Origin of the sequence: Paraburkholderia sp. BR10923, from assembly GCF_040948765.1 — a bacterium.
GTDB classification, from domain to species: domain Bacteria; phylum Pseudomonadota; class Gammaproteobacteria; order Burkholderiales; family Burkholderiaceae; genus Paraburkholderia; species Paraburkholderia youngii.
Window position 1 is genome coordinate 35600 of record NZ_JBFPKO010000013.1, and the last position, 12147, is coordinate 47746.

11 protein-coding genes are annotated in these 12147 nt (G+C 65.3%); 7 read left to right on the top strand and 4 right to left on the bottom strand.

All coding sequences use genetic code 11. The annotated features are described in order from the left end of the window. Nucleotides 1–2: 2 nt before the first annotated feature. Complete coding sequence (locus AB3X94_RS23275) at nucleotides 3–407, top strand: helix-turn-helix domain-containing protein (RefSeq protein ID WP_035491270.1); 405 nt, start codon at nucleotides 3–5, stop codon at nucleotides 405–407. Between the two features lie 35 nt (nucleotides 408–442). On the opposite strand, the gene AB3X94_RS23280 is transcribed toward AB3X94_RS23275, so the two are convergent. The 3 genes from AB3X94_RS23280 to AB3X94_RS23290 form a co-directional block, all read right to left on the bottom strand. Beyond that, on the bottom strand, nucleotides 443–946 hold the full coding sequence (locus tag AB3X94_RS23280) for an Lrp/AsnC family transcriptional regulator (RefSeq protein WP_176110758.1): 504 nt from the start codon (nucleotides 944–946) through the stop codon (nucleotides 443–445). A gap of 88 nt (nucleotides 947–1034) precedes the next feature. Next, complete coding sequence (locus tag AB3X94_RS23285) at nucleotides 1035–2435, bottom strand: aspartate aminotransferase family protein (RefSeq protein WP_368612845.1); 1401 nt, start codon at nucleotides 2433–2435, stop codon at nucleotides 1035–1037. Nucleotides 2436–2631: 196 nt separating this feature from the next. Then, nucleotides 2632–3522, bottom strand: a complete 891-nt coding sequence (locus AB3X94_RS23290) for a GNAT family N-acetyltransferase (protein ID WP_368612846.1) — start codon at nucleotides 3520–3522, stop codon at nucleotides 2632–2634. 495 nt (nucleotides 3523–4017) lie between these two features. On the opposite strand from AB3X94_RS23290, the gene AB3X94_RS23295 reads away from it, so the two are divergent. The 6 genes from AB3X94_RS23295 (at nucleotide 4018) to AB3X94_RS23320 (ending at nucleotide 11101) form a co-directional block, all read left to right on the top strand. Further along, nucleotides 4018–5598 carry an ABC transporter substrate-binding protein gene (locus tag AB3X94_RS23295; RefSeq protein ID WP_176110761.1) on the top strand — a complete coding sequence of 527 codons (1581 nt, stop codon included), beginning with the start codon at nucleotides 4018–4020 and terminating at the stop codon, nucleotides 5596–5598. Between the two features lie 73 nt (nucleotides 5599–5671). Continuing rightward, nucleotides 5672–6625 carry an ABC transporter permease gene (locus tag AB3X94_RS23300; protein ID WP_176110762.1) on the top strand — a complete coding sequence of 318 codons (954 nt, stop codon included), beginning with the start codon at nucleotides 5672–5674 and terminating at the stop codon, nucleotides 6623–6625. Beyond that, the gene (locus tag AB3X94_RS23305; protein WP_018435695.1) at nucleotides 6622–7614 is read left to right on the top strand and encodes an ABC transporter permease; all 993 of its coding nucleotides are present in this window, start codon (nucleotides 6622–6624) and stop codon (nucleotides 7612–7614) included. Before AB3X94_RS23300 ends, AB3X94_RS23305 begins: the two co-directional genes overlap by 4 nt. Continuing rightward, a complete protein-coding gene (locus AB3X94_RS23310) occupies nucleotides 7614–9563 on the top strand; it encodes an ABC transporter ATP-binding protein (protein WP_368612847.1) in 1950 nt (649 codons plus the stop codon). The genes AB3X94_RS23305 and AB3X94_RS23310 overlap by 1 nt, the downstream gene beginning before the upstream one ends. 94 nt (nucleotides 9564–9657) lie before the next feature. After that, a complete protein-coding gene (locus tag AB3X94_RS23315) occupies nucleotides 9658–10038 on the top strand; it encodes a helix-turn-helix transcriptional regulator (protein ID WP_018435697.1) in 381 nt (126 codons plus the stop codon). Between the two features lie 442 nt (nucleotides 10039–10480). After that, complete coding sequence (locus tag AB3X94_RS23320; protein ID WP_176110763.1) at nucleotides 10481–11101, top strand: glycine zipper 2TM domain-containing protein; 621 nt, start codon at nucleotides 10481–10483, stop codon at nucleotides 11099–11101. Nucleotides 11102–11228: 127 nt separating this feature from the next. Here AB3X94_RS23320 and hcaR read toward each other — a convergent pair whose 3' ends face one another. Further along, nucleotides 11229–12140 carry a DNA-binding transcriptional regulator HcaR gene (hcaR, locus tag AB3X94_RS23325; RefSeq protein ID WP_176110764.1) on the bottom strand — a complete coding sequence of 304 codons (912 nt, stop codon included), beginning with the start codon at nucleotides 12138–12140 and terminating at the stop codon, nucleotides 11229–11231. Between the last annotated feature and the right edge of the window lie 7 nt (nucleotides 12141–12147).

Genomic DNA, 12147 nt, shown 5'->3' on the forward strand with positions numbered 1-12147 from the left:
CGATGCTGAGCCCGAGCCGAACCTCGTCGTCATCATCCGCGCCCGATCTCGCGGGCGCGAACCGTCATGCGCGACGTGTGCCGGATCGAGTGAGCCGCGCCGTCGAGCGCGCGGTCAACTTCATCGATGCATGTTTCGCCGAGCCGATCAGCCTATCCGAACTGGCCGCCGTCGCGGAGCTGAGCATTTCGAGGTTTGCGGTGCGCTTCAGCGCGGAGATTGGCGTGTCGCCGCAGCAATACGTGAGGCTGGTGCGGGTACGGCATGCGCAACGCCTGCTGCGGCGAGGCATGCCGCCGTCGATCGTCGCGGCCGAGGTGGGCTTCTTCGATCAGAGCCATCTATGCCGGCATTTCAAGCGCGTGCTTGGCAGAACGCCGGGGGAGTGGCTGAGCACCAACGGCTGATTGCGACCTGAAGGCTCACCGGGCCCGCGACCGCTTCATTGATGCCGTTGCGAGAACAGTGTTTCCAGCGGGTATTCGGATTTCACGAATGGCGTCTTGATGATCACGTAGCTGAAATACTTCTCGATGCCGATGTCGCGCTCCAACAGTCCTTCGATCACACTCTGATAGTGATTGACGCTGCGCGTGACGAACTTCAGCAGATAATCGTATCCGCCGCTCGCCAGATGGCATTCGATGATCTCCTCTACGGGGCGGATCGCCGCCTCGAACTTGGCGAAGTCCTCGCGGCGATGGTCGGCAAGTGTGACCTCGGTGAACACGATCTGCACGTCGCCGAGTTTCTGCAGTTGGATGTGCGCGCCGTAGCCGACGATATAGCCGGCCTTTTCGAGCCGTTTCACGCGGATCAGACAGGGGCTCGGCGAGAGCCCCACGGCGTCAGCAAGCTCGACGTTCGTGATGCGGCCTTTTTTCTGCAGTTGCGAAAGAATACGCAGGTCGATCCGGTCCAGCTTCGTGTCGCCGCTTGTCGTCATGTATCGGTCTGCCCGTCGAAGGTTCTGCTTTTCGCTGCATGGCGCAACGCCAGAGTCAAGCGACGCGCAGGCCGATGTTATCACGCGCTCAGGCGGCTGCGCGGCTTGCGCCGCGCAACGCGGCACGCACCTCCGCATGGTCGAGCACTTCGTCGAGCGTGCGCCGCAAACGGCCGAACAGCTGGTCGAATTCCGCCTCGCCGAAGCAAAGCGCGGGCGCGAAACCGAGGATGTTGTCGCCGAACGCGCGGAACACGAGCCGGTTGCGGTAGGCCGCTTCGGCGATCCGGTCCGGCAGCTTCAGCGACGCATCGAAGCGTGCGCGCGAATCCTTGTCGGCGACGAGTTCGAGCGCGCCGAGCAGGCCGCGATGACGCGAGTCGCCGACCAACGGATGATCGAGCAGCGCGTCGAGTCCGGCGGCAAAACGCGGCGCCTGCGCAATACCGTTAGCGAGCAGACCACCCTCCTGATAGAGACGCAGCACTTCGAGGCCGATCGCGGCGCTGACCGGATGCGCGGAGTAGGTCTGGCCGTGACCGACCACCGCGGTATCGCGCGCATCGCCCGCGATGCCCTGGTAGATTTCGTCGGACATCAGCACCGCGCCCATCGGCGCATAGCCCGAGGTCAACCCCTTTGCCACCGTCATCAGATCCGGCTCGACCTGTTCCGCCTCGCATGCGAACAGCGGACCGGTACGACCGAAGCCCGTGATGACTTCGTCGGCGACGAACAGGATGTCGAGACGGCGGCACGCGTCGCGCATCGCCTTCAGCCAGCCGACCGGCGGCACGATCACGCCGCCCGACCCCTGGATCGGCTCGCAGAAGAACGCGGCGACATTCTCCGCGCCGAGTGCGGCCACCTTCGCTTCGAGCGCGGCGACCGACGCGGCGATCAGCGCCTGCGCGTTGTCGCCGTGCGGCTGACGGTATGCATAGGGCGACGCCAGATGGTGCTGCTGCGGCAGCGGCAGATCGAAGTTGCGGTGAAACGCGGGCAGCGCGGTGAGCCCCGCGCCGACGCTCGACGATCCGTGATAACCGCGTTCGAGCGCGATCATCTGCTTTTTCGCCGGACGCCCCGTCGCGTTGAAGTAATGCGTGATGAAGCGTACCGCCGAGTCGATCGCATCGGAGCCGCCGAGCGTGAAGTAGACGTGCTGCAGCGAAGCGGGGGAGAGCGCAACCAGCTTTTCGGCCAGTTCGATGGCAGGTTCCGACGAGAAGTGGAAGTAGGCGGTCGCGTAGGGGAGCTTCGTCATCTGCCGCGTCGCCGCTTCGACGATGCTCTGCTGGCCGTAGCCGACGTTCACGCACCACAGACCCGCGAACGCGTCGAGCAGTTCGTTGCCGTCGATGTCGCGCAGATACGCGCCGTGTCCGGATTCGAGTACGGTGGTGCCCCGCGCTTCGTGCGCGCGGTAGTTGATGACCGGGTGAATCAGATGCTTGCGGTCGGCGTCGATGAGCGATGTTCTTGACATGGTGGTATTTCCCCGCAGGTTGCGATCAGGTGAGCGTCACCCCTTGATAGTAACGAGAGCCGCATGCGAGCCGTTCCGCCAAAAAAATGCTCAAAGAGCGCAGGCGCAGCGTTTTCTACCCCACAGACAGCATTTTCTGCCGCGCGTGCTTAATAGCGGCGCGAACGGGAGTTCAGCCCGAGCGTTCGTGGCCGCGTCAGGTCAACGACTGCGCGATCACCGCGTACTGATGCAGCGAGCCGTCGGCGCGCGTCGGCTCGGAACGGGTTTGCGCGGATGCGATCCGCCGCATCCTGACGACCGTCTCCGTGGGTGCGAGGCCGAGGCCGGTTAGCCACGTTCGCAGGCCTTGCCCGTGCGGCACGTCGATGCGCACCAGCGCGCCTTCGTTCAGGGCGAGCCAATGACGGATCAGCGCTTTGGCGTGCACGGCGTCCGGGCTCGCGACGGCGACCACGGGGCCGATCAGGAAACCGCGTCCGAAGCGGCGGAACAACGAGAAGCCGAGGAGTTCGCCGTCGCGATCGAGCGCGATACCGTCGGCCAGATCGAGCAGCGGTGGCAGCACGTGGCTGCGGTCGAGACCGCTCGCGCGCGATGCGAGCTCGACGAGTTGCACGGCGTCGCTCGCGCCGAGCGGGCGCAGCCGCTCGTTGGCGGCCAGCGCGACGAGCGGCGGACGGAACGCCGCGCCCTGCATCTGGTCGAGTGCGCCGCAGGCCTCGAAGCCGAGCGCCTCGCACATGGGCTGGGCAGCGTCGGTCGCATAGAGCGTGATGTCGCGCTTGCCGATCTCGTCGAGCGCGCAAGCGAGCAGCGTGCGGCCGATACCCAGGCCGCGATGCTCCGGCGCGACGAGCAGCATCCCGAGCGTCGCCTGATCCGCGCCGAACTTCCAGCACACCACGGTGCCGACCAATGCGCCTGCCGTCTCGGCGACGAAACCGATTCCCGTGTGCGCGGAGAACCCCCAGTCTTCACGGCGGTGCGGCCAGCCGATCGCGGCGGACAGGCGTTGTGCGGCGGGCAGGTCGTTGGCGCTCAGGCGTCGGTAGGTGAAAAGTGCGTGCTTGGTTGAATCGGGCACGGGGTGCTCCGTGATTTGTCGGCCGTGCCGCGACTGTTGCACGTTGCTTGCGCGTTGACTAGTACGAACTTCTCATCGTGGTGCGTGCCGCGCCCGGCGAGGCGCCGCTGCGCCCATGCCGGGCATGCCACGCGAAATGTGTGGTTCGGTCGTGCAGATTGCGTGCGGCGTGCTGAAACGGCCAATTTTGTCGGTGCAATCCGCGGTGCGCTCGCCGCTACGATGATGTGCATGCACCGACGCCTCGCTTCGAAGATCGCGCACGGCGCCGGGCTCGCGCGTCAGGGTCAATGCCAGGGGCGGCAAATCATGCTGTTTGGACCACTCAAAACCATGTTTTCGAATGGTCGAATCCAGCGATACGCGATCAAAGCCATTTTTGGCAGTGCTTAAATCGATTCATGCAGTGCCGCCGCGCCGCGACCAGCACGCGGAGCGCCGTCGAACACCAATGCTGGATATCCCACGTTCAATCACCAGTGAGGAGCAGTTCGCATGTACGACGACGAAATCAAAACGGGCGGTTTCAGCCGCCGCGACATGATGCGTTTGCTGGCTGCCGGCGGCATGCTCGCCACCGGCGCGGGAGGCTTGCTGGCGGGCGCTCGCCCCGCGCTTGCGGCGACCGCGCCGAAGAAAGGCGGCAAGATCCGGGTCGCCTACGACTCATCGTCGACCGCGGATACGCTCGACCCGGCCAAGGGATCGGCAGGCGCCGACTACATCCGCTTCTTCATGTTTTACAGCGGCCTGACGCAACTCGACAGTTCGCTGACGCCGCGGATGAATCTCGCCGAAGCGGTGGACACGAGCGATGCGAAGGTGTGGGTGATCAAGCTGCGCAAGGGTGCGACCTTCCACGATGGCAAGCCGCTTGCGCCCGCCGATGTCGTCTACTCGCTGATGCGTCATAAGAATCCGGCCACTGCTTCGAAGGTGAAGACGCTGGCCGATCAGTTCGTGGAAGCGAAGCAGACCGGCCCCAACGAAGTCACACTGACGCTCGCGTCGCCCAACGCGGACTTGCCGGTGATTCTCGCCACGCCGCAATTCGTCATCATCAAGGACGGCACGACGGACTTCACGACGGCCGTCGGTACCGGCCCGTACAAGGTGAAGACGTTCAAGCCCGGCGTCTCGACAGTCGGCGTGCGCAATGACAACTTCTGGAAGACGGGCGGCGGCCCCTACCTCGACCAGATCGAGCTGATCGGTATCGGCGACGACGCGGCGCGCATCAATGCGCTGCTGTCCGGCGATGTCCAACTGATCAGCGCCGTCGATCCGCGCTCGACGCAGCGCATTGCCGCGACGCCGGGCTATGAGGTGCGCGAGACCAAGTCGGGTCTCTATACCGATCTGATCATGCGACACGACAATCCGCTGACCGGCAACCCCGATTTCGTACAGGGCATGAAGTATCTGTTCGATCGTGACCAGGTCCGCACGGCGGTGTTTCGCGGCTATGCGGTGGTCGGCAACGATCAGCCGATTCCGCCCAGCCACCGTTACTTCAATGCGTCGCTGCCGCAGCGGCCGCACGATCCGGACAAGGCGAAGTTCTACTTCCAGAAAGCCGGAGCGATCGGGACGGCGTTGCCGCCGATCTATGCGACGACCGACGCGAACGGCTCGATCGAAATGGGCGTGCTGCTGCAGCAGTCCGCCGCGAAGATCGGCGTGAACCTGAACATCAACCGCGTGCCGGCCGACGGTTACTGGTCGAACCACTGGATGAAGCATCCGCTCGGGTTTGGCAGCGTCAATCCCCGCTCGAGCGCCGACGTGCTGTTCACGCAGTTCTTCAAGTCGGACGCGCCGTGGAACGAGTCGGGCTGGAACAACCCGAAGTTCGACCAGCTGCTGGTCGCCGCGCGCTCGGAAACCGACGATGCGAAGCGCAAGCAGATGTACGGCGACATGCAGGTGCTGGTAGCGGAGCAGGGCAGCATCGGCATTCCGGCCTTCCTGAGCCTGCTCGATGCGAACGACAAGCGCCTGCAAGGGCTTCAACCCATACCTACCGGCGCGATGATGGGCTTCAACTTCGCCGAGTACGTGTGGTGGAACGCGTAACACGCTGAAGCGCGCGCACGCGCCGGGCGCGCCCGGCGCGTGCCCCAAAGCCTCAACCGAGGAGGTCATGCCTATGAACGGGAATATCGCCCAGTTGATCGGCCGGCGCATCGCCGTCACCGCGCTGACGCTGGTGATCGTCTCGATCATCATCTTCGTGATCACCAATCTGTTGCCCGGCGATGCCGCGCAGGCCGCACTCGGCCAGTCGGCGACGGCCGAAACGGTCGCGGCGCTGCGCCAGCAGTTCGGTCTCGACCAGCCGGCTTACCTGCGGTACTTTCATTGGCTCGTCGGTCTGCTGCACGCGAACTTCGGCGTGTCGCTATCGAATAATCTGCCGGTCTCCGAGCTGATCGAAGGGCGCTTGCCGAAGTCGCTGACCCTCGCGGCGATCACCACCGCGGTGTCGGTGCCGATCGCGGTGTCGGCGGGCATCCTGGCGGCGGTCAAGCGCGACTCGCTGATCGACCGCATCGTGAGCCTCGGTACGCTGTCGCTGGTCGCCACGCCCGAGTTCCTGATCGCGACGCTCGCGGTGCTGGTGCTGGCCGTCAAGCTGCACTGGCTATCCGCGCTGTCGTACAGCGGCGACATTGAGAGCCTGCACGACTTTCTGCGCGCGTATGCAATGCCGGTCGTAACCCTCTGCGCAGTCGTGATTGCGCAGATGGCCCGCATGACCCGCGCCGCGGTGATCGAGCAGCTCAGTTCGTCGTACGTGGAAATGGCGATGCTGAAGGGCGCGAGTCCCGCGCGCGTGGTACTGCGCCACGCACTGCCGAATGCGATCGGCCCGATCGCCAACGCGATCGCGCTGAGCCTGTCTTATCTGCTTGGCGGCGTGATCGTCGTCGAGACCATCTTCAACTATCCGGGCCTCGCGAGCCTGATGGTCGACGCGGTGAGCAACCGCGACTTCCCGCTCGTGCAGGCCTGCACGCTGCTGTTCTGCCTCGGCTATCTGATGCTCGTGCTGCTAGCCGACCTGTGCGCCATCATCTCGAACCCGAGGCTGCGGACATGACGACTCTTCGACCTTCTTCCGATTCGTCTCACCAACTCGGCGCGCTCGAGCCGGTGCAGCGCAGCAGCATGCTGCCGCAGGGCGCGGAGCCACCACGGTCCTGGCGTGGCGGCGGCGCTCCGGCGCCGCGGCCGGTGCGCCGTCGCAGCGTCGCGCAGCGCATGAATCTGTCGACCGGCGGCTGGATCGGTCTCGCGATGGTGAGTTGCGCGCTGTTCGTCGCGGCGTTCGCGCCGTGGATCGCGCCGCACGCGGTGGGCGCGATCATCACGCCCGACGTCTTCGCTGGCTTCAGCGCGAAGCTGCCGCTCGGCTCCGACTACCTGGGCCGCGACATGCTGACCCGCATCATCTACGGCATGCGGCTGACGGTCGTGCTGGCGCTCGCCGCGGCGCTGCTCGCGGCGCTCACCGGGACGATGCTGGGCTTGCTCGCGGCCGTCGCCGGCCGCCATATCGACGAAACCATGAGCCGGCTGCTCGATGCGGTCACCTCCATTCCGTCGAAGATGTTCGCGCTGATGATCGTCGCCGCGTTCGGCTCGTCGCTGCCGTTGCTGATCGCGACAGCGGCCATCAGCTACATGCCGGGCTCGTACCGGATCGCCCGCTCGCTCGCGGTCAATATCGGCACGCTCGAATATGTGCAAGTCGCCCGGGCGCGTGGAGAAAGCGCGCTTTACATCGCGTGCTTCGAGATGCTGCCGAACATGATCCACCCGATGCTCGCCGACACCGGGCTGCGTTTCACGTTCGTCGTGCTGCTGCTGAGCAGCCTGAGCTTTCTCGGCCTGGGCGTGCAGCCGCCGTATGCCGATCTCGGTTCGCTGGTGCGCGAGAACATCGCCGGTCTCGGTGAAGGCGTGCCCGTGGTGATCCTGCCCGCGATCGCAATCGCGGTGCTGACGGTCGGCGTGAACCTGCTGATCGACGGACTGCCGCATCGTGGGCGCCGCAAGAACATGCCCGATGCCGATGGAGGTCATTGATGAAGGGACACCTGTTCGGACGTGCTCACGCGGACTTTACGGCCGCCTCGCAGACCGCGTCGTCACCGTCGTCCAATCTGGTCGAAGTGCGGGGCCTGCGCGTGGTGGGAAGCCGCCCCGGCGAGCCTGATACCACGATCGTGCACGACATCGACTTCGAGATTGCGCGCGGCGAAGTGCTCGCCTTGATCGGCGAATCGGGCTCGGGCAAGACCACGATCGCGCTGTCGCTGATGGGCCATGCTCGCAGCGGCTGCCGCATCGCGGGCGGCTCGATCCGGGTCGGCGACACCGACGTGCTCGGACTCTCGCCGAAACAGCTCGAGGGATTGCGTGGCCGCAAGGTTGCCTATATCGCGCAAAGCGCGGCGGCCGCGTTCAACCCGGCGCGCTCGATCATGGACCAGGTGATCGAAAGCGCGCTGATTCACGGCACGCTCAGCAAGCGCGCCGCGCAGGCCAAAGCGGTCGAGCTGTTCCGCGCGCTCGCGCTGCCGGACCCGCAGAAGATCGGCCAGCGTTACCCGCACCAGGTGTCTGGCGGCCAGTTGCAGCGGCTGATGGCGGCGATGGCGCTGATCACCGACCCCGCCCTCGTGATCCTCGACGAGCCGACTACGGCGCTCGACGTCACGACGCAGATCGACGTGCTGCAAGCGTTTCGCGGCGTGATCCGGCAATGCGGAATGACCGCCGTCTATGTGTCGCACGATCTGGCGGTGGTCGCGCAGATGGCCGATCGGATCGTTGTGCTCAGCAACGGTGAGGTTCGTGAAACGGGCCGTACCGAGCAGATTCTGCATGCGCCGGCCCATCCTTATACGCAGAGCCTGATCGCCGCGGTAACGCCCGTTGCACCCGCTGCTGCCGCGCCGGACGCGTCGCATCGCAACGCGGCGCCGCTGCTCGAACTGCGCGGGCTGACGGCCGGCTACGGCGGCACCGACGCGCACGGCTGGCCGCACAAGGTCATTCTGCGCGACCTCGACCTCGCAATCGGCCGTGGCCAGACGGTGGGCGTGATCGGCGAGTCGGGTTCGGGCAAGACGACGCTCGCGAAGGTGATCGCGGGGCTCGTGCCGATGGCGCGCGGCAAGCTGCTGCTCGATGGTGAGCCGCTTGCCGCCAACCTGAACCGTCGCAGCCGCGAACAGTTTCGCTGTATCCAGATCGTGTTCCAGAACGCCGACACCGCGCTCAACCCGACGCATACCGTCGAGCGCACGCTGGCGCGCCCGCTGAAGTTCTATCGCGGTATGAAGGGCGAGGCCGCGCGGCGCCGCGTCGCCGAACTGCTTGGTCTGGTTCGCCTGCCAGCCGAACTGGCGCAGCGTCGCACTGGGGAGTTGTCGGGCGGGCAAAAACAGCGCGTGAATCTCGCGCGGGCGCTGGCCGCCGAACCCAAGCTGATCCTTTGCGACGAAGTCACCTCCGCGCTCGATACGGTGGTCGGCGCAGCCATTCTCGAACTGCTGCGCGATCTGCAGAAAAAGCTCGGCGTGTCGTATCTGTTCATCACGCACGACATCGCCAAGGTGCGCGCGATCAGCGACGACATCGTCGTGCTGTACGCAGGGCACCGCGTCGAGGCGGGTAACCGCGACGCGTTGTCGGCGCCGCCGTACCACCCGTATTCGCATCTGCTGGTGTCGTCCGCGCCGGAGCTTCGCGCCGGCTGGCTCGAAGAAGCGGGCGAGCGCTGTCATCAGACGCTGCCGCCGATCGGCGAGCCGGCCGATGAGCCGCAGCTATGCACGTTTCTCGCGCGCTGCCCGCTGCGCATCGATGGGGTCTGCAACCGCACGCCGCCGGCCGCGCGCACGCTCGCGAGCGGCGCTCAGGTGCTGTGCCATCGCAGCGAAGCGGAACTGGAGCAATACCAGAACGGACCGCCGGACGGCGCTACTGCGGCTGGTGGGCTCGCGCAGTCTGTCACGCTGCGCGTCTGATGGCGAACTCGCGCTACGCGATGACGGCATCGGCCTCGCCGAATCGGTGTCGTCGGAGCGGCGCGCATGATTTGGTGGCCCGAAGGGATACGACATGACTGGAATCTTCGACTACACCGCCAGCGGCACGACCGTGGTGATGTCGCGTGCGATCAGGCGGGCCGTGGCCTTTATCGACAGCTCGTTCGCGCAGCCGGTCAGTCTTGCGACGCTCGCGGCGACGGCGGGCTTGAGTGTGTCGCGTTTTGCGACGCTGTTCCGCAAAGAAGTTGGAATCTCGCCGCATCGTTATGTGTGTCTGGTGCGGATCCAACACGCGAAGCGGCTATTGCGCGACGGCGTCCCGCCGTCTGAGGTCGCGACCGAGGTCGGGTTTTTCGATCAGAGTCACCTTGGCCGACATTTCCGGCGCGCGGTCGGCGTGACGCCCGGGCATTTCGTCGCTTCGCCGGAGGCGGTCAGCGCATGCCGATAAAGCGATCGCGCAACGGCAATGCTGTCGATCAATGCAATCGCGGGCGGTCTCGAACTCGCGCAACCTACGACGTCTCAAGGCAGAGCCGACCCAGATAGACCGGTTGAGCATCGGCGTCTCAGGGGCGCGAGAAATCTGCCGGCGTCAGGGCATTGTGATGACGGAAGGCTCGATGCGCGCTTCGGCAAGGCGCTCTGTAGCGAATGCTAACGTGCAGCGCACTCCTGGTTCCGAGTGCGGCACCAGCAGCAACCGCCAGAGTGTTCGCAATGCCGTCGCGATCCGGATATGCCGGCGCCCGTCGCCATTCACCCGGCAGCGGACTTTACACGTTGTTACCGTCGCGCAGCGGACGTTTGGGCGGGCTTTCCTTATACTGCCGCGCAACCGCCTTCCTCTTTATGCTCGCCGTGCCCGGCGCGGCAGAAATGCCAACCATACCTTGATGCCCATGCTCTCTACCAAGTTCGCCCTGAACGCTGCGCTTGTCGTTGCAGCAAGTCTTTCGTTGTCGGCGTGCGTTGCCCCGGGCTACGCGCCGTACGGCTCGCAGCAAGGCTACCAGGGCCAGTATGCAGCGCCCGCGTATAGCCAGCCCGTCTACGCGCAACCGGGCACCGTGCAGCAACCCGGCTACGCGCCGCAGCCTGCGCCGCAACAGCCGTATGACACGCAAAACGGCGGCCAGTATGGGTCGCAGTACAACACGCAATACGGCAATCAATATGGCACGCAGTACGGCACGATCTCAAGCATCCAGCCCTTGAGTACTGCCACGGGTACTTCGGGTATCGCGGGAACCGTCGTCGGCGCGCTGGTTGGCGGCGTTCTCGGTAATCAGATCGGGGGCGGGCACGGTCGCGACGCAGCGACCGTCATCGGCGCGCTCGGTGGAGCCTACGCGGGCAACCAGATCGGCCAGCAGATGGGTCGGCCCGCCGGCTACCAGATCGACGTGCAGCTGAGCGACGGCTCAACGCGCGCGTTCGACGTGCCGACGCCCGGCGACCTGCGTCCGGGCGAGCGCGTGCAGGTCAACGGCAGCCAGCTTTCCCGCTACTGATTACGGAGACTGTCGCTTGGCGTCACGACCCGCGGAGCGGCCAGGCGAGGGACCACGCCAACGCGGGCGCTCTACGCCATAGCTGGCCATCTTGTTGCGACAAAACCCGCTTCGCTGTTGCGCCAGCTTAGCTGGCGTTGCGGGATTCCCCCGGATTACTGTCCGAGTGGTGCGCCACCAGCTCCAGCAGTGCGTCAAGCTGAGGCGAGCGGTTGCCGGCGCGCCATGCCATCAACAGTTCGATCTCGGGCACAGGTCCCACGAGCGGCCTCGTGCAGATCGCTGGATTCGTCAGCGATGCGGTATAGGCGGGCAGCAGTCCGTAACCGAGTCCCATGCCGATCAGGTTCAGGTTGAGCAGGATATTGGTCGCCACCTGAATGACCTTGGGTTGCAGCCCATGTTGTTTGAAGTAGCCGTCCACGACGTCATACACGTCGCCCGAATAAAGCGGATGCGTGCTGATGAACGCTTCGCCGTCGAGCTGCGCCGGCTTGATCCGCTTGTATCGCGCAAGCGGATGAGCGACCGGCAGTACGACCAGGATCGGTTCTCGGAGCACGACTTCAGAGAGGATGTCGGGCGAGCGAATCGGCTTGCGCATGAAGGCGACGTCGATTTCGTTGTCGAGCAGCATCTGCTCCTGCTCGGACGTCGGAATGCTGCGCAGATCGACGTTCAGTTCGGGAAAGCGTAGCCGCAGCCGCGGCAGTATGCCCGGGAAAATCCGCACTTCGGCGGCCGGCACGAAGCCGATGGTGACAGTCGAGCTGCTTTTGCGCCCTATGTGACGCGCCCGCGTCACTGCGCGTTCGGCCTGCGCCAGCGTCAGACGCGCTTCGATCAGAAAGACTTTGCCGGCTTCGGTCAACTCCACCTTGCGGCGCGTGCGCTCGAACAGCGGCGTGCCGACCTGCTCTTCGAGATCGCGAATCTGCTGGCTCAGCGAGGGCTGAGCCGTGCGAAGCCGCTCGGCCGCACGTGTGAAGCTCAGCTCCTCCGCCACGGCGATGAAGTAGCGCAAGTGTCGAAGTTCCATGGCGAGG

Bases quoted from the DNA above. Each gene is read 5' to 3' on its own strand.
- AB3X94_RS23275 (WP_035491270.1), top strand. From the start codon at position 3: ATGCTGAGCCCGAGCCGAACCTCGTCGTCATCATCCGCGCCCGATCTC.
- AB3X94_RS23280 (WP_176110758.1), bottom strand. From the start codon at position 946: ATGACGACAAGCGGCGACACGAAGCTGGACCGGATCGACCTGCGTATT.
- AB3X94_RS23285 (WP_368612845.1), bottom strand. From the start codon at position 2,435: ATGTCAAGAACATCGCTCATCGACGCCGACCGCAAGCATCTGATTCAC.
- AB3X94_RS23295 (WP_176110761.1), top strand. From the start codon at position 4,018: ATGTACGACGACGAAATCAAAACGGGCGGTTTCAGCCGCCGCGACATG.
- AB3X94_RS23300 (WP_176110762.1), top strand. From the start codon at position 5,672: ATGAACGGGAATATCGCCCAGTTGATCGGCCGGCGCATCGCCGTCACC.
- AB3X94_RS23305 (WP_018435695.1), top strand. From the start codon at position 6,622: ATGACGACTCTTCGACCTTCTTCCGATTCGTCTCACCAACTCGGCGCG.
- AB3X94_RS23310 (WP_368612847.1), top strand. From the start codon at position 7,614: ATGAAGGGACACCTGTTCGGACGTGCTCACGCGGACTTTACGGCCGCC.
- AB3X94_RS23315 (WP_018435697.1), top strand. From the start codon at position 9,658: ATGACTGGAATCTTCGACTACACCGCCAGCGGCACGACCGTGGTGATG.
- hcaR (WP_176110764.1), bottom strand. From the start codon at position 12,140: ATGGAACTTCGACACTTGCGCTACTTCATCGCCGTGGCGGAGGAGCTG.